A 16,747-nucleotide genomic window follows, 5' to 3' on the forward strand; every position below is an offset into this window, starting at 1 on the left:
AAGTCCATCAGCTCATCGAAGCTTTGTGGCTTATTCAATTGAAGCCATTCGAGAACGTCAGTTGGCAGCGAACCTGGATATCGTTGGCGATACGTCTTGCGCCGTTCTAGCGGTGCAGGTTGCTCGATCAACGGTGTGGAGGATGAATGCTCTGACTCGTCCCAAAGCGATCGCGACACTGAAGGTGAGCGATTCATGAGAGCTCTCCACGTTGACGTAGATCGCTCTCGTATTGCTTCCGCTGCTCTTCGGTGTACACGCGAGCAGGACTTGCCGGTCCATACGTCCCACCTCGCAGTCCGCGTTCATGTTGGAGGTTGCTGCCGCCATATCGGTTCGTCGCCATCCCACGAAGGTGTGATGGATAGTTGCCTATAAGGCGCTCTTCGATGTTGGTGGCTTTTGAAAGTCGTAATGCTGGCTTGTGCCAGCGTGTTGGCTTGCGAGCCATGATATCTCCGTTCGTCGCGAATGGGATGCAGCGTTGCGCCGCACATGGAGATATTTAGGTTAGTTGGTCGCTGTCATTCCGCCGTTTGGGGGCGATATCAGCTGCTGGCGCTTGGTCTGGCGCGGTGCAGAGCAGACGGAATTCTATCACTTTGCAGCCGCCATAAACTTCGATTCACCGAAATTGCTATTGCACCGTCGAGCATTAGCACCGCCCGCGGACGCTCACGGTTCTGATTTCGGTCGCTTTTGCGGCTGCGATGTCCTGGCTTGGAAAGCGTAGCCTGTCTTGGTTAGTCGCCGAGTAATGGTCGGGTCTGCCTTGGTTAGCAGATCGAACGCCCGGGTAGGAAAGCGACGGGCCGCTAAGGGCCAACTACTGACCTAACCTCGTTGAGGCCCTGGTAAGCCATGTCGCATTGGCCAACCATCGAGCCGCACCAGTCCAGCTAAGCGATATGCTCGTGAAATCGAGCCAAAATGATGGATCACCGTCGTCGCTGCCGGTAAGTTCGGTTCATCATCAATGAGTGCGATTGTTATTTTACCCTCTCGCCGTGCCAATGCTCGCAGGCCGCGCAATATATCCTCAGAACGATAGCGCAAGACGGGTATGCGGTTAGAATCCTGCCACTGTCTCCTAATGAGGGTGCCTTCTTTCCTCCGCTTGCAGGCTGCGAGCGTGATATCCGAATGGCTGCGACGTGGTAGCTTGGCTAGTTTTCTCGCCTTGGTAATCGATCCGAAGCGTTTGACATAGTATCCACTTTTGGGCGTGCTTCCATTCTGATCAATCAAGTTGGCTGACGTATATCCAAACTGCTGCTCAAGCCGACGTAAGGCGCGGAGAAGCCGTGTGTCGGTCCAGCGAATGCCATGGTAGTATTCATCACAGCCGGCTTTCTTACGGCGTTCCCAGCTGTGCTTTTGTACTTCACTGTGAGGTATGACTGGCAGTCCAGCCTCCCCGAGTGCGTTGGCTAAAGAACCGAGGTGTCGCCGAATGTAGTTATTTGAGGGAAGGCAGTCGCTTTTGTTGATTAGTCTGTTCGTGATGTACCCACGAGCCGCGTGCAGTTTTCGCAATCCCGCCAATATCTCCTTTTTGCTCCAATGCTTTCCATTGTTCCCAAATGGAGATACGGGAGGCGGCCTGTATCCGACAGCTTCGTATGCGGCATAAAGCGAACCGAAGTGAGCGGCCACGGTCTCCGCCGACGGGACGTCTTTTGCATTCTCGATTGACTTTTGCTTCAGATATCCTTCGCGGGCCAGCAACTGTTTCAAGGCGGCCTTGATCGTTTCCTTGTCCCACAATCTGCGCCGCGCTAGGCGCTCCTGGGCCTTCGCGTACAACGCAACCGGTACGACCGGCTTAAAAGCGGCAAACCTCGTCCATGCAGACTCAGGGTTCTTAATCACCGGATTTTGCAGCCTATGAATCGTCCGATTGTACGTCATCCGACCGATGCATAGTTCGCTCGACAGGACTGTACGAACAATTGCAGGGGTAAGAAAATTGCCCGCATGTCCTCTTAAGTCCTCGTCGGCAAGGCGTCGTGCGATCTCAGTGATCGAAAGTTCGTTGAGCACGTACATTCGGAAAATGCGTCTTACTACTCGCAGTTCTTCGGGCGGGCCGGGGACGACGACGACTTTATCGTTGCTCAGGGCTTTTCTTTCCCCGTCCTTCAAGAGCTGTTTAGGATTGCGCCCTGGATCGACCAGCACTCGCCGAAAGCCGTAAGGGACCCGAGCACCCTGGCGAAAACCCAGCTCAGCTTGCTGGCGCTTGGCACGAGCCAACTTGCCCGAGAGCTCCCGACTATACTCACCGGCCATCACACGCTTCAAATGCTTGACGATGGTCGTGACGGGAGCGACATCCTCCCCAAAAGGCTCAGCGCAGTAGACCACGCTGATACCTGCTTGGCGGCACAAAAATTCGTAGTGCGCGGCTTGATCAGGGTTTTGAAAGCGACCCCATCTGCTCACGTCGAGAACCAGGATGGCCTCGAACAACCGTTTTGAGCCTAGAGCATCGCTGAGGAGCTGCCTGAGGGCATCTCTTCCTTTTAAGGAAAGCCCACTTTTTCCCGCGTCAATGTAGGAGGCAACTATTTCGTATCCGCGCTGCTCGGCATACTCTGCAATCGCATTCCGCTGATTTTCGGTTGAGTAGCGCTGGTTTTCTGACGACATTCGCAGATATTGCGCGGCGCGGACGGGACCATTGGCGCTCGGCGCGGGATCGTAGGACATTGTAATTGCCCTCCGCTATCTGTCGCTGCCCCAGGCAGCTCAGGGTTGCCATTGATTCTTTATATCCAGCAATCGTGCTTGAGCAGAGAAGAATTCCTGCCGGCATTCAGTCTGCTTAGTGTCGAAAGCTGCTGTGAGGACCGCGTCGCAGGAAGGTCTGATTGGCCCCGCTAAGGCACCAGAAAGAGAAAAAAGAGCGATCTGCCAACTGCCTCGATCCCGTTCGGAACGTCAAAATCACGCTAATACCGTGCGGATAGCCGACTTCAGGTATTCGCGACGAATCGCTGTTGCCCAAGTGCCGAATTCAGGAGACGGCGGCTCCATCATTAACGAAGGAGCCCATCATGGCACGAGCGACGATCTCTCTGGTTTCCGTTCAGAAGCCGACTGCTAATACGCCGATCCTTCAGCGGCGCAATAAGTTCACTGCCAGCATCGAACAGCAGATCACGAAGGTTGCCCTCTTTAGGGAGGGGAAGCGGATCAGTCGGGAGGCGTTCTGGGTTGAGAACGGCGCGATATTTTATGCCCTGCGGTATGGCAAGACGCCCCTGGAATTGGAAAAGGGAAAGGCAACTCTGAAAGCATCGAGCTGGGACGATCTCATCGAGCAGCTGGATCAGATCAAGACGATCGCCGTTGCCGGCGGGCTAGACGAGGCTTTGTCCGTCTGCGCCAATGCTGTGAGGTCGAACTTCAAGACTGCGAAAGAAAAGAAGGCAGGTCGGGGCTGATCGCCGGACATCTCAATGTTCAGGCGCGACGCCCACCATTGCTCAATGATCGCGGTGCTCTGTCTCGTGTTTTGCGTGACAGCAGCGCCGTGTCTAGTTTGGGCATCGCTCGCTTTCGGAGGGCCCCTACTTCGCGCTATTGCTTTGCTTTCAGGCCCGCTTGCCTTCCTCGTGTGGATTGTAACGACGGTGAGGTCGCTACACTACCTCGGGCTCCGCTATTGGTCGCTCGCATCCACTTACGTGGTGCTCATTTCAGGACTTGCTGTTGGAGTGTTGGCTGTCATCGCTGGTGCGGTGCACACGCCGGGAGCGATTAACGACCTCTATGAGACGCTGCTCTGGGCTGCAGAGTTGACGGGCCTTATCGGATTAACTTGGTCGGTTTGGTACACTTGGAGGGCGACAGGAAGTCTACTGGTCGCCATTAGCGTGACCGTGCTGCAGCTCATCACGAGCGGCTTGATCCTCCTGATTCTGATACTTCGTTGTCGACCGCCGGAGAAAAGCCGTTCGGACTAAGCCTTCCTGGCCGCCTTCCGGATTGGACGCTGGAGGAAGTCGGCGGGCTCAACCTGAAGCACGGTCGACAGCTTTACCAGAATCTCCAAGCCGGCCCAGGTCGATCCCTTCTCCAGTTTGCTGATGTACGTACGATTGATGTCAGCCTCATACGCCAGCGTCTCCTGCGAGAATCCTCGTTCTCGCCGAAGCCTCCGCAAGTTAGCTGCGACCACCTGGCGCCAATCCATGGGCCAAAATGATCAGGCTGTCGCTTATTGACCCACCGCTTTAAATCGACAAAATATCCAGATTTTGGGAGGCGATCATGATATCTCGTTCTTTGACTTTATTCGCTTTGACGATGTTGCTTTTGCCGCTGACGGCGTTCGCTCAGCAGCCGACGCTGGCTGCGCGGGAGTGGAGCTCCCTACCTCAGGGTCTAAGAGCCTGTGTCGATAATCAGCTACGCCAAGAGCAGGGCGCCAACCTCGATGCTCTCATAGCGGCAGGAGTCCGTCCGTCCGATCCAAGGCTTGTGACGATTAAGGAGTTCTGTCTCAGCCCCGCTGGTGAGGCGTCTGTGACCAGCCCCTCTTTTGGAGGCCCCGATCGGTCAGTAGTGGAATTTGCCGCGTGGATGAATGCTAACATTCTGGCGAAACCGATCTTCGCAAAAGCATTTGCCCAGTGTCGCGAGGTCGTTGGGCTCTACCAAGATAAGGTGTTGAGTCGGTTGCAGGCTAGTGAAGCTGGAGCAACATCAAAGAGCGATCAGCTCCGTATCCGCACCATCAAAGATGAACTTGAATCGAAGAGGGGCGCTGCTGCGACGGTCGCGTGCGTTAAGCAATTCGTTGCTTCTCTGGCTATCGCCAATGCTTCAAGCGGTTTCTATGCGGATCAGTTGGGCGCGCTCAATGGAAGGCTACTCGACAACGGTATCAAACTAAAGGAGGCCGCTGCATCCAAGGTAGACGACATGACCGACCAAGGCTTGGCACAGTTGGCAACCAAGGTTGGGCTAGAGAATTTCCGAGCCCAAGACCTTCAGTCCGACATCGACTCTGTAGGACAATATGGGTCGGGATCAGGACCATTGACCTGCTTACTTCCAGCGGAGTGGGTGGGTGTCGTGCCAGGCGGTTACTCGCCATGCCATGGCTCATATCTGGAGAAGAAGGTTGCCGAGGTAGCATCCCTGCTCAAAGCCAAGTAACTCCTACTTGGCAATCCATTGAGTGAGTGGGAATACGGGCACGCATATGGATAGCGATCGCCGGTACGCCGTGGCCTCACTCCTCTTCGATTATGTGAAGAGCCCCTCATTGCAGCACCTGCGTGATCCCCACAGCGTACATAAGCTTGCACGTGAGATTATAAGCACGGTCGATCGAGCAGGTTCGGTATGGAAAAAGTGGGAAGCTCAACGGGAGGAGATCGTAAAAGCTGCAGCTCCGTGCTGGATACCGATAGAAGACCTTCGGACCTTTCTAAATGACTTGCCCGGTCCCTCGCTGACAAAGATAGACGTCGAGCAGCGTTTACGTGCGATCTGGGAGGAGCCGTACACGACCTACCCCAACGATGCTCTTAGGGAAGGCTGTCAGGCCCTGTTTCACTCGGAAAAGGCGCAGGGCACTGAAATGGTCGCAATCATTGGAGCACTTCAAGAGCACCTAGAGCGCGAAGAAGATAGGCTCAGGCGGGAGCAGGAGGAAAACTATCGTCGGTGGAAGGAGGAAGGCCGAATAAAGCTCGAGCAGCGTTTTCTCTCCGGTGCGGACTGCGGGTGGACTCGAATCGATAAGTCTGAGGCCTTCTATTGTCGTCGCAATGGTCGGACCTTCCGCATTGTGCAGGGCAAGGATAAACGCTGGACGCTTTATCGGATCAAAGAGATTGACGACAAAGGCGAGTTACTCGGCCTTTACCAAGGTCGCGGCGATGCCAATAAGGCTTTGAAGACGATTGCATACGCGAATGAACCGCAAGGTTGATGTAGAGTCAGACCGCGACCGGCTGGTTGCGGATTAGAAGCCCGGTGACTTAGTTCAGGCTGAATACCTCGAGATGGACGTTAGGCATCCGACATTCTCTCGATCTCGTCTCCATTCTCGACAGGAGGCTCGCCGAAAACCGAAACTCCTCGAACTGGAAGGGGCAAGAGCTTGCATGACTTCGTCGTCAGTAATCAACTTCTCCTACGAGATGAAAGTTATTTGACGCATACTATATATTTCGTAGCTTCGTCGGCATGATGATGAAACATAGCCGACGACGATTCATTGGTCAGTTGTTTGCTGCATCGATTGGCTCAGCAGCTTTGAACCGGGCAGCTGCGGCCACATATGACGATTCGAACGATGGCCTCGCTGAGCTGTGCGTTATCACGCGAGAGCCAGGAAACCATCCAAGCGCCGTCGTCGATGTTTGGACAGGTCAAATTGGAACGCTCGATCTCGCGCAACTACCAAAGCAACTCGGGAGGGCGGTTGTCTGGGATGACATCCGTGGCGCTAAAGGGCTGTCACAATCGATTGCCGAAATTCTTTCTGCAATTGAAGAATATTTTGTGTTCAAGCCGATCCTAGGCTCCAACGCCGCAGCTCACGTTGGTAGCTCGGGTGGTCTATTCTCCTCCATTGAAATGCTTTTTAAGCAATTCGAGCCAGCCTCCCTCTATGCAACTGGACCCCGCACAGCAGTTGTCGATCTTAGTTCTTGTGGGCTGACCCGCCTGCACTGGCTGGACATCATTCCCTTGTTGCGCCGCCACTACACTCACATCGTTGGCGTCGACTATAGTTTTCCTGACCTCTGCGAACTCGATTCAGAATTCGAGCCGCCGCATGGGTTATCCGCTCTCGCGCGCAGTACATTGCGAGCCTGCGATTATTGGCTATTGGCGAGCGATCAGTCTCTCGCTGGACGAGCTGAGTTGTCCATTGAAGAGAGATCACATGAATTTGTAATGGCGATCCGCGATTTGGGCTTCTCGTTGGCTTCTTCAGACCGTGATCGGCACATCGCAATGCGCTCACTTGCTGAACATCGGTTCGTAACATTCGGAGTGCGCGCGTGAGTATTTCCATCAAGGCGCGGGCGACGTCGAGCAACAGTCTTCGTCTAGTCCCGGATTGGGCCGAGCACTCGTATTGCTGGATGGCGTGGGCATTTCATCCGGAATGGGACTCGTTGCTGCGCTCCGCCAAACAGGAGCTGCTTGATTTGATCGTAGTCATCTCCCGTTATGAACCAGTGCGGCTCCTTACGCCGCCGCAGGCGATCAGTGAGGCGCAGTCATGCTTCGCTGGTCGAAACGTTGAAATCGTAAGTGCACCTGTGGATGATATATGGATGCGTGACATTGCGCCGGTCTACGCAATGCGTGGCAACCATGCTGTGCCAATCGATCTTAACTTCAACGGCTGGGGCAACAGCGAATATCGGGAGTCCCGGCCGGGTGATCGGCTTGCCAGCTTAGGGAGCCACTTGTTCGGGACCAGCGTTTACGCTGCGCCTTTTATTGCCGAGGGAGGGGCGTTAGTAATTGACGGGAACGGTGTCGTATACACCTCAAGAAGCTGCTTGCTTCATAAGCAGCGAAACCCGAATGTAAGCCAGTCTGAGATTGAGCGGGCTCTAATAGAGCTGGGTGCCTCAAGGGTAATATGGTTGGAGGGTGATGAAGACGAGATCATCACGAACGGTCATGTGGATGGGTATGTCCTTCCCACCGAGTCGGGCGACGTTATCATTCAAACCGCCGATCACGAGCAGAATGCGTCCGCAAGATCAGCAGACATTGGCTCCATCCGAGCCGCTCTGCTTCAAATAGATCCAAAAGCGAGCGTTGTTCTGATTTCGCCGCCTCGCAATCTCAAGACACGCAATTCGATGTTTGCTGGCAGCTACCTGAATGTGTACACGCCCAATGGTGCAGTCATCATGCCGGCCTTTGGCGACGAGAAAGGGGACTTTGAAGCTCAGCAGGCCATACGCCGGGCATTTCCGGCACGAGAGATTGCCGTGGTGAACATAAATTCCCTGGCGAGCGGCGGCGGCGGCGTTCGCTGTCTCGTGCAACCGGTACCGATCAGCTCCTAGCGCTTCCTACTATCCGAGTCGTTCCAAGATTAGGTGACTAAATTGATCTTGTCCTCCCCGATACCGAATTTTGCAGGCATCACGAACTTCGAAGACATTCAAAGCCGATTTATTGAGGCAGCGCGATCTCTCTTGCTCGGTCACCACCTCGAGTACGATGGCCGGCATCGATGGCCCATTGCGACTGTGGAGTTGTATCTACATCACCCCACCATATGGCCGGACCCAACAGCGCACGCGGTCCGATTTCCCAAGGCAGCCGCAGCTCGCCAGCTCGAATCAGGAACTTGGTATGTGCACCGCGCAATGCATCCTGCTCCTGATCCGATGCAGTCCAGCGGATTCGGGCTAGGACCGGATCGTTCGGGCATCGACATCACCGCCGGCATCCCGGCGGAGAGCATCTTTGTCGGTATCCTGATCGCTGGAATTGGTGACAAGGATGGGTCCGCCACTGCTTTGAAACAGATAGTCCGAGCTGATGCTCAAGATCGTATGGGCGAAACCAAGTGGTCATCCGAAGACAAAGCGATCCTAGCGAAAATCAACGGGACGAGAGTCGAGTCCGGACCGCTTAAGCTCGTGGCCAGCGATATGGCGGACAGCCCTTTGTGGATTGGTGCCCGCAAGGGACTTCCCGCGACCCTAGATGATTCATTTAAGGGTAGTCTGCTTCGGCTTACCACACGGGAGAAGTCACCCGTTCCAATGAAGCGTCTTGCGTGAGAGCACGACGGCGCCATTCGTCCGATTGTGTGGTTCACGCTAAGATCCGAGAACCCGAGCTAAAACGCCTTGCGCTTTCCGGTGCAATACCTCTCGTAAATCAGTCCCCAACCTCGCTGCAGTCGCTCCTCGTTCAACGCTTCCAAGGTATAGATCATGGGTTTTGTGTCGTATCTCACAACGGTCGCGACCGTCGAAGCCCCTTGATAGAGGGGAGCCAGGAGTCTGCCGGCAGCACCGCTCTGAAAGCTGATCAAGCGCGGATCTAATTCATCAAGGTTGATTAGATCATCTCCGCCGGTCAAAGGATCTTGCAACGCCTGCTGGATCGGGTCCGGAGTAGTCCCTGCGACATTGGCTCTATTAGGCTTCCTAACCAATCTATAGGCGCACTTGTCTACTCGCGTAAAATAGGCCTCGTCGGCGCCGTTGTCTTTTCCAAAGCGGCTATAGTTGAGCACCTGAGCCACTACGTCCTCTGGATCCCTCTTGGGCATGTTTTTCAAGGCTTCTTCGTATTCAATTTGAGCCTTCGACGCTGCTTCCTTTTGCTGCTGTGCTTCTCTGATCTTGTCGAGCTCTCTTCTCGATGGCTCGTAACCCTGCGTGGCTGCTTTCTGTAACCAAGCCACAGCTTGGTCTAGGTCCTTTTGCACACCGCGGCCGTTCTCGTACAAAACGCCAAGATTGTGCTGTCCTTCGGAATACCCCTGATCGGCAGATTTTCGAAACCAGGCAGCGGCCTGACCTTCATCTTTCGTAACACCTTGCCCATTGAAATACATGTTACCAACGTTCGATTGGGCAAGCGCGCTTCCTTGGGCTGCGGCTCTCGAAAGCAAGCGAAATGCTTCATCAAATTTCTGACCGCTGTAGTAGAGCCTCCCGAGCGCTGTAAATGCGACCGGGTAGTTCGCGTTGACTGCTTTTCGGTAGAAGTCAATTGCTAACGTCTCGTTCTTACTCCGCAGGTAAGCACGCCCAAGCTGAAACCAGAATCTCGGAGTGGTTGGGTATTTCTTGACGGCGTCCCTGCAGGCGGGAATAGCAAGGTCCCGATCAATTTTGTCAAAACTAACGCCTGGACCCAGGCGCTTGTCATCCAAGTCGCTCGCTGCATACTGATCGCAAGCAGTCACGGTCGTCTCCGGCGGGGGACTGGCGCTCCCACCCTGCGGTTGGAGACTGCATTCAAAGCGGACATCTGCAACGCGCAAGTCATCTGGGCCGATAACGCGCGTGATAATGTCGTTTAAAGTTGTACCCTGCTCTACAAACCGTTTTTCAGCACACGCAAGTTCGGCCGGCGGAAGCCTTTCCCATGATCCACGAGCCGAATCGGGACTCGTCACCGGCGGTGGGGGCGGCGACGGCAACAATCGGCCGTTCTGCATCTGGCCGTTCTGCGCGAAAGACTCGCTGAAGGACCAAAGCAGAACAACCGCGCAAATGAACATTTTCTTCATAATGCCGATCTCGTTCAACTTCCAAAAAGAAATGAAGAGGCATCAGTATAGGTGCGCATCGATGTGATCGCAATTACGGGGCGCGATGGGCGCTCGTGCCTCTCGTGCCGTCCTGTTTGAACGATCTGCCCTAGCCCTGGTCGGTCTATCAGCTGCGAGAACAGTGAGGTCAGCACGGCGTGCGGCGGCAACACCCTTCGCCTTCGTGGCACTTTGGGGCCCGTCAAACATAAACGCTGGTTTATGTTTTAAGGCACGGCCCGATTTTGCCTGGCTCCGTCGCTTCCTTGCCTCGTAGTATTATGCTCATTCTGCTCGGAATTTGTCGAAAGGCCCTGCCAACCATCGTTGGCACCGTATTCCCGTGCATCTCGGTTAGACCGGGGAAGCGTGGAACGCAGCAGGCCGCGGCAGCGAGGTCACCAGACCCCTGAAGTATTTCGGCCGGGCCCCTCGCCCTTCTCTACGCGCTAGACGACGCCCGGGGCGACTCGCACCTCAATCGCTTCAGCTTCGTCCCTAAAATACCGAGTCAATCACGCGTTATGCCTGAAGGGATTTCCCCCCTTCCGACCTCCGACGACACGACCTTATTGTCAGATAGTCTGAACGTAATTTCGCGAAGAGTGTCCGGATCATTGTTTTGAAGCGCCGCCGCGCCTTGCCGAACGAGATCATCGTGCAGTTGCTTGTCGATTGCCGATTCACGATCTTCAGCAAGTGACTCGAAGCGAACGACCCAAAAGTCAGGCAGCTTTGCGAGCGCGCTGAAGACAATGCTTCTAGCTTCATCAAGAGAGCGTTGAGCGTCCACGATCGAGTGGGGGCCAGGTCGGGTAAGCGCGTCTCTAGCCAATGCTGCAAGGCGCTGAACTTGTGTATTCGTCCGTTCGTCGAGAACAGAGGAGACGCTCAAAGCGAACCCCTCAATGAACTGATCAATATCGGATCGCACACTATTGCGGATGAACTCCGGCCTATTCCTGATTCTTGCGACTTCTTGCCGTACTAAACGAGCGTCCTCCGAAACAGTCCTGCGAGTATCTGCATCAGTGGCCAGCTCAAGCGTACCACGAAGCTTTCCCATTCTTGACCGAAGGTCTCGCGAAAACTCTGACACATCGGCTCCAAGCGCTCGTTCAAGGCCATCTACATCCTCACGCGCCTTCATAAGTGATTCGGATGCAAGTCGTTGTCCTTCAGAACCATCGTAACTGCGATGGCCCTCGGCCGAGACGTACATCTTTCCGGTCTCGTACGTCTGGCTGATCTTTGAAAATTCGAGTTTGCAGTTGAACAGACCGTTCTCGTCGATCGACCAATGAATGATAACTGGATCACCTCGCCTGATGATATCACCAGCTGCCAAATCGGACGCATGAATTCGAATCCCGCCTACAGCTAGGTTCAATGACGGATCGAAAACGTCATCGGCCTGCTCATATACTTCGAAGTCGAGATAATCATCATTTCCGAACCGTAGGTCTTTTGAGGCCCGGAATTGCTCTGCGCCCCTTTTGGGCAAAACAGTTCCTCGTTTGACGAGGGTATGAAGCTTGTTCTGATCTATGCCTGACGTGTTATCCAGTATCTTCACCGCCAGATTATGTGTCATAGGCATTCCCGCCGCACTCGCGTCAGACCGAAACACCAAGATGTCAGTGCGGGTAGTGGCCCCTTTGGAGTCCGCAACTTCCGCGATAAAGCGATTAACTCCGCGCTGAGCCAGCGGTATGTCGCGAATCTCCGTAGTACTTTGCAAGTCGTAGTTTCCTGAGGCCCAGCCGCTCTCACTTTTCAACTGCAAACGCGATCCAGAAAGTTGGGCTGAGTCTTCTACGCGAATCCGAAGTCGAAAGTTAGAAGATGAGACACGTGCCGGATAATCGAACCGTACGTCGCTGACTTTAGCCACGGCGCGGCTTCCCTTCGGACTGGCGCCGTCCTTCGTCCATTCCCGACTCTCCGCAAAAATGGCAGCGCCCACGGCAACTGACGTCATAGGATCGGTGTCAAGATCGACCCGCAGTCCAAGCCGAGACGCGATCCTTTCGCGAACAATCGGCATGCGACTGGGACCGCCAATAAGAACTATTCGGTCGATATCATCCAGGCCGTAGCCCGCATCCTTGATCAAGGACCGGCATAGTTCGATCGAGCGATCAACTTCGTCCACGACAATTGCTTCAAGTTGACTTCGGTCGATTTCAACATCGAGATAGATATCAGCTCCATTGCGATCTCTTGCGCCAATCTGACTTTCATCGGCGAAGATTCGATCTTGCGTTTGGGTCGACAAAGCAATCTTGGACATCTCAGCCCGATAGTGTGCCACCCGAATGAGGCGTTGGTGCTTCTCCTCGCGCTGGAAGTCGTCGGCCAAAGAGAAATTTGTCAGAAGCCATGGCCTCACAATCGAATTTACGATGGCTCGATCAAAGTCTCGGCCGCCAAGCATATTGATGCCAGCATGCGCTATCACTGTGGCGGACCCAGAAATGGTCTGAACGATCGCTGCATCGAAGGTACCTCCTCCGAGATCATAAACAAGGAATTGACCATTCTTGTTTGAGGAGCGAGCTATCGAAGCCATGGCGGCGGCAATAGGCTCCTGCAACAGCGCGACTTGAGATAGGCCCGCGTTCGCGGCGGCACGCATGGTTGCTTCAAACTGCATTTGGTTGAAGGCGGCGGGAATGGTGACAACAGCACCTTCGATGTTAAAGTCGCCGGCGCTCATCCGAGCCTGAGCCAGCAAAGCCTTTATGACCTCACAGCTAGCTTCTTCAGGCGTTATCGTGGTGCCGTTGGCAAAACGAATCGGGCTCGACGTGCCCATCAGGCGCTTGAAACCCTGGGCGATACTTTCTGGCGAAAATGCTGCTTGATCATAAGCTCGCTTGCCGACCAGCATCCCACCCCGACGATCCACCATAATCGCGCTAGGAAGTACGTCTGTGCCTTCGGGTGTCTTGAAGTGACGAAGCTCTCCGCCGCTATTGCCGACTATCGCCGAGTTCGACGTACCTAGATCAATGCCCAAATACATTATTGCTGATCCTTCCTCTCAACGAGAAAAACCTTGCCCGTAAGCACAACTTGGTCATTTAGGATTACAGTTGGTTCTAGAGTGCGTTCTATAATGCACGAGGCCTCTGAGTTCACGTCCTCCGCGTTCACAGCGGTGACGGGAAGATTGATCTCAAACTCAGCGCCGTCGAAGGTAGTTATCTTAATTCCTGCGCGGTCTAAAATCGTATCCAGCCTGCCGTTGGCGTATCGAGCCTGCGCATGGAGGCGGTTGTGATGCGCCTCCGGCGTCAATGCGATACTCCGTTCAAAAGCTCGTACGAGCTTCCAATATTCCGATGCAAGTTCGGCAACATCATTCTCGAGGAGTTGCATATCGGATGATCCTCTCAGCCCGGGCATCGTAGGTACTTGGTGGTGCCTTTGGCGCTCGACCAGGTTAGAACTTCGTTTAGGCGAGCAAGATTGATATTTGTTTTTCTAGTCTCTCCGGAGACAGTACACACAGCCGCGACCTTCCAGTTGACGCCGGAGCCGGAGAACGATTGAAATTCACACCGTGCGCCATCTGTCTCAGCGCCTTTCGTCGTGATCGTCACGACAAGTGCGTCGGTGCCCCCGGAAGCACCCTGACAGGCTCGGAGATCGGTGGTCCAAGCGCCCATGACGCTGGCCGAAAACGCTTCCTCAATATCGGACGGCGTATTCGGAGCGGTGGCTGCCATGAGGGTTTGCTCAGTGGCAGAATCCCACACGTCGTTAGGGGCAAGGCCATTTCTCGTCTTGAATTCCTTTAGGGCGTCCCGCGAAGCGGCACTCCACAGATTGTTGTTGGTCGCCCGGTAATACCCAAGCTCTCGCAGTTTGTTGTGTACCCGAGCAGCATCGTTGCGATTCAGAGGGTTGATGGAAGTACCTGCTCGCGGCGCGTAATAGGATTCTTGGGCCGGGTCTGTGCTAGGTTTTGCCCCCGGTGCAGCGCGGAGGGCTGCGGTTGAGTGCAATCGTTCAGCCGAGGCGACATCATAGCTATCGTCTGGAGATAGTCCGTTTGCTGATTTGAACGCTTTCAACGCGCTGCGAGATTGAGGGCCCCAGACGCCATTTATCGGTCCGCGGAAGAAGCCTAAGTCAAGGAGGCGCTTTTGGGCCGCGATAGCTGTTTCAAGATTGAGCAGGTCTGTGGCGGAATCGTCTTGCACCCGGGCTTCAGGTTTAGCCGCGGGCGCTCCCATGATTTCGGCCGGAAGCTGAACCATTGGGGGAGATTGGCCGTTAGGCCGCGCCTCAAGCGGTGGGGATGATCCAATGCCAGGAATGGTGGTGGGCGAAGGGCGTGAGCGCCAAGCAGACGTTATGCGGCGACCATCTTGACTCAACAAGGTTGCTTTGCTTCTCACTTCCTCTTCAACGACTCGCAAGTCGCTTTCCTGATATCGAAAGTTCGAGCAACGCGCGTTGTAGTCATCGGCAAGTTTATTGAACTCGTCTGTTTCGTACGGATTGCGTAAGTCTCCTTCAATACTTTTCAGTCTGGCTTTCTGATAGCGACAGTATCGGATATTTGACCGTGAAAGGAGATTGCCTGACCCGATGGGAGGTTTGATCTCGGACGCGTCCGCCTGGTCAGTTTGTGGAGTTGGAATTCTGGGACTTGAGAAATTGTCGCCATCTGCGCGAGGAGGAATGGATGGGAAAGTAGGCTGAACAGGGTGAGATGAAGATCTTGAGCCGGAACTTGAAGGACCCGAATTGTTCGACATGGTCGCGGCTAGCAGCACAAGGCCTATGACGCCGAAAAAGCCCCATTTGACGTACCGACCGTTCCTTTGACTCTGTAATTTGACTTTGAGTTGATTGTAGACGGCGCGGTCTTCCGCGGAGAGATCTAACTTCAATAGGTCGTCTAGAGCACCTAGCGCAGCGGAGGTCTCTCCTCCCTCCACAAGCTTCAACAGGCGCTTTTCTTTCGCATTCTTCGTGGCGGCGAAAAGGTCTTCTCGGAGCCTCCCACTGAGGTCGACTGAGGGGGCTACGTCGCTTGCTAAACGCAATAGTTCTTCGATGATAATCTTAGCGGCTACCGGCGAGTTCTCTTCATTGTTCAGGTCAATCGCAAGGCCACGTAGCAATATCCACGGGAGGTCGGCGAACTTCGTTTGTTTGAGTTCGTCCAGGGCCGTGGAGAACAGAAGCCAAAGGTCGCGAGCTTCTCCTTTTGAAGAGGCGCCGAATCCACCACTCTCTAAGTCAGCGGCGATGGTCCATTTGGAAACGCGATCAATGAAATCCTTCAGCGGGACTATTCTTCTTTCGGCAATTCGGTCTCGCAGTACTTGGTCATCCTCCGCTAACTGTTCAGAAGCTCTCGGGAGCGCTTCAAATGCTTCCGAGGCGACTTCTGAAATGGCTAGCGCCGAAATGTAATCGTCGTGCTGATTAGCGCGATCGAGGCAGAGATTTCGTATCGTGAAGTAGAGCTGACGAGAGCGGGGGTCGTCGCGACCTTTGCTTGCTTCTGATTCAATCAGGGGTCGAGCTAACTCAAGCCACTTTCGGAGATAATGTGACAGTGTGCCGACATCTTCGTTAGTCGCGGGCTTCGATTTCAAATTCTCAGCAGTAGCGGTTATTTGCTCTTCAAGTTCTCCTAATTCAGACGATGCAAACTGAGCGTATGATCTCAGCAGCCTCTCTAACGCTTGCAGCCGGTCTTCATCGGGCTGAGCCAAGATTCGTCTGGTGCAATCTCGAAGTGGCGCAGCGGCTGCCTTGGCGCTCTTCAAGCCCCCAAGCAGTGCTTTGACGTGTTGCTCGTAGAGTGTTTCGAGCGCCTCCTTCACGGCCTCCAAAGACGGGCTCACGATGCCAGCTTGCCGCCTGACGGATTGGATCTTCGTGAAGATATTGGCCGGCGCTGTTTGAGCTTGGGCGTCCAATATCGAAAAGAGAATGTCGCTCGATGCGGGCGAGCGAGAAGCTAGTTCTGTCAGAACGTTTGACCTTGAGAGCGGGGCAGCTTTTTCGGCTTCTTTGAGAAGCGCTGCCGGTGAGCCTTTCAATGCTGCCACCAATCGAGCGACTTGATTTGGCGGACTGTCAAAAAGATAAGAAACCTCTACGCTTGTGCGCTGACGAGGATTGATTAGCGCCTCACGGGCTTCCGCAATGACATCTTCCGATATCTCCGCGTCGACTAGGGCGTCCTCGACCGCCTCAGCAATCCGATCCAAAGGCGTGGTCGGGTCGACCTTGAGAACAAAGAACGGATTTTTGAGCAGCTGAAATGATCTAACATCACATTCCAAAATGTCGGTCATGCTCTGGCCCCCGCCCGTGAGCGTATGCAACCGGAGGGCGTTTTTGAAGTTAAACTTTCAGCCTGCGCTTCCAGGCGAACGAGTATGTCGATGACCCATTGGGTAAGGACTTCCCTGTAGCCGTCCCTGGACGGGACATCACTGA

General features: G+C 54.5%; 12 protein-coding genes. 6 read left to right on the forward strand and 6 right to left on the reverse strand.

Features of this window, described 5'->3' with window-relative positions; all coding sequences use genetic code 11:
• Positions 1 to 834: 834 nt before the first annotated feature.
• Positions 835 to 2,712 (reverse strand): recombinase family protein, encoded by a 1,878-nt coding sequence (locus H8A92_RS07450; RefSeq protein WP_229195172.1) that lies wholly within the window; start codon positions 2,710 to 2,712, stop codon positions 835 to 837.
• Between the two features lie 347 nt (positions 2,713 to 3,059).
• Between H8A92_RS07450 and H8A92_RS07455 the strand changes: the two genes are divergently transcribed.
• Positions 3,060 to 3,449 (forward strand): hypothetical protein, encoded by a 390-nt coding sequence (locus tag H8A92_RS07455; RefSeq protein WP_229195173.1) that lies wholly within the window; start codon positions 3,060 to 3,062, stop codon positions 3,447 to 3,449.
• Between the two features lie 518 nt (positions 3,450 to 3,967).
• Here H8A92_RS07455 and H8A92_RS07460 read toward each other — a convergent pair.
• Entirely contained in the window at positions 3,968 to 4,201 is a 234-nt protein-coding gene (locus tag H8A92_RS07460; protein ID WP_229195174.1) for a helix-turn-helix domain-containing protein, read from the reverse strand.
• A gap of 77 nt (positions 4,202 to 4,278) precedes the next feature.
• Here H8A92_RS07460 and H8A92_RS07465 point away from each other — a divergent pair, with 77 nt between their 5' ends.
• From H8A92_RS07465 to H8A92_RS07485, 5 genes are all read left to right on the forward strand, one after another.
• On the forward strand, positions 4,279 to 5,169 hold the full coding sequence (locus tag H8A92_RS07465; RefSeq protein ID WP_229195175.1) for a hypothetical protein: 891 nt from the start codon (positions 4,279 to 4,281) through the stop codon (positions 5,167 to 5,169).
• Positions 5,170 to 5,215: 46 nt separating this feature from the next.
• The gene (locus H8A92_RS07470; RefSeq protein WP_229195176.1) at positions 5,216 to 5,950 is read left to right on the forward strand and encodes a hypothetical protein; all 735 of its coding nucleotides are present in this window, start codon (positions 5,216 to 5,218) and stop codon (positions 5,948 to 5,950) included.
• A gap of 257 nt (positions 5,951 to 6,207) precedes the next feature.
• Positions 6,208 to 7,035, forward strand: coding sequence for a hypothetical protein (locus tag H8A92_RS07475; RefSeq protein ID WP_229195177.1), 828 nt, complete (start codon positions 6,208 to 6,210; stop codon positions 7,033 to 7,035).
• Positions 7,032 to 8,060 (forward strand): agmatine deiminase family protein, encoded by a 1,029-nt coding sequence (locus tag H8A92_RS07480; RefSeq protein WP_229195178.1) that lies wholly within the window; start codon positions 7,032 to 7,034, stop codon positions 8,058 to 8,060. The genes H8A92_RS07475 and H8A92_RS07480 overlap by 4 nt, the downstream gene beginning before the upstream one ends.
• Positions 8,061 to 8,102: 42 nt before the next feature.
• Complete coding sequence (locus H8A92_RS07485) at positions 8,103 to 8,786, forward strand: hypothetical protein (RefSeq protein ID WP_229195179.1); 684 nt, start codon at positions 8,103 to 8,105, stop codon at positions 8,784 to 8,786.
• A 59-nt stretch (positions 8,787 to 8,845) separates the two neighbouring features.
• On the opposite strand, the gene H8A92_RS07490 is transcribed toward H8A92_RS07485, so the two are convergent.
• The 4 genes from H8A92_RS07490 to H8A92_RS07505 form a co-directional block, all read right to left on the reverse strand.
• Complete coding sequence (locus H8A92_RS07490; protein ID WP_229195180.1) at positions 8,846 to 10,252, reverse strand: tetratricopeptide repeat protein; 1,407 nt, start codon at positions 10,250 to 10,252, stop codon at positions 8,846 to 8,848.
• Positions 10,253 to 10,784: 532 nt separating this feature from the next.
• Positions 10,785 to 13,301, reverse strand: coding sequence for an Hsp70 family protein (locus H8A92_RS07495; protein WP_229195181.1), 2,517 nt, complete (start codon positions 13,299 to 13,301; stop codon positions 10,785 to 10,787).
• The gene (locus H8A92_RS07500; protein WP_229195182.1) at positions 13,301 to 13,657 is read right to left on the reverse strand and encodes a hypothetical protein; all 357 of its coding nucleotides are present in this window, start codon (positions 13,655 to 13,657) and stop codon (positions 13,301 to 13,303) included. The genes H8A92_RS07495 and H8A92_RS07500 overlap by 1 nt, the downstream gene beginning before the upstream one ends.
• A gap of 14 nt (positions 13,658 to 13,671) precedes the next feature.
• Complete coding sequence (locus H8A92_RS07505; RefSeq protein ID WP_229195183.1) at positions 13,672 to 16,602, reverse strand: peptidoglycan-binding domain-containing protein; 2,931 nt, start codon at positions 16,600 to 16,602, stop codon at positions 13,672 to 13,674.
• Between the last annotated feature and the right edge of the window lie 145 nt (positions 16,603 to 16,747).

This window comes from Bradyrhizobium acaciae (assembly GCF_020889785.1).
In the GTDB taxonomy this organism is placed as follows: domain Bacteria; phylum Pseudomonadota; class Alphaproteobacteria; order Rhizobiales; family Xanthobacteraceae; genus Bradyrhizobium; species Bradyrhizobium acaciae.

Bases quoted from the DNA above. Each gene is read 5' to 3' on its own strand.
- H8A92_RS07495 (WP_229195181.1), bottom strand. From the start codon at position 13,301: ATGTATTTGGGCATTGATCTAGGTACGTCGAACTCGGCGATAGTCGGC.
- H8A92_RS07470 (WP_229195176.1), top strand. From the start codon at position 5,216: ATGGATAGCGATCGCCGGTACGCCGTGGCCTCACTCCTCTTCGATTAT.
- H8A92_RS07455 (WP_229195173.1), top strand. From the start codon at position 3,060: ATGGCACGAGCGACGATCTCTCTGGTTTCCGTTCAGAAGCCGACTGCT.
- H8A92_RS07465 (WP_229195175.1), top strand. From the start codon at position 4,279: ATGATATCTCGTTCTTTGACTTTATTCGCTTTGACGATGTTGCTTTTG.
- H8A92_RS07460 (WP_229195174.1), bottom strand. From the start codon at position 4,201: ATGGATTGGCGCCAGGTGGTCGCAGCTAACTTGCGGAGGCTTCGGCGA.
- H8A92_RS07475 (WP_229195177.1), top strand. From the start codon at position 6,208: ATGATGATGAAACATAGCCGACGACGATTCATTGGTCAGTTGTTTGCT.
- H8A92_RS07450 (WP_229195172.1), bottom strand. From the start codon at position 2,712: ATGTCCTACGATCCCGCGCCGAGCGCCAATGGTCCCGTCCGCGCCGCG.
- H8A92_RS07500 (WP_229195182.1), bottom strand. From the start codon at position 13,657: ATGCAACTCCTCGAGAATGATGTTGCCGAACTTGCATCGGAATATTGG.
- H8A92_RS07505 (WP_229195183.1), bottom strand. From the start codon at position 16,602: ATGACCGACATTTTGGAATGTGATGTTAGATCATTTCAGCTGCTCAAA.
- H8A92_RS07490 (WP_229195180.1), bottom strand. From the start codon at position 10,252: ATGAAGAAAATGTTCATTTGCGCGGTTGTTCTGCTTTGGTCCTTCAGC.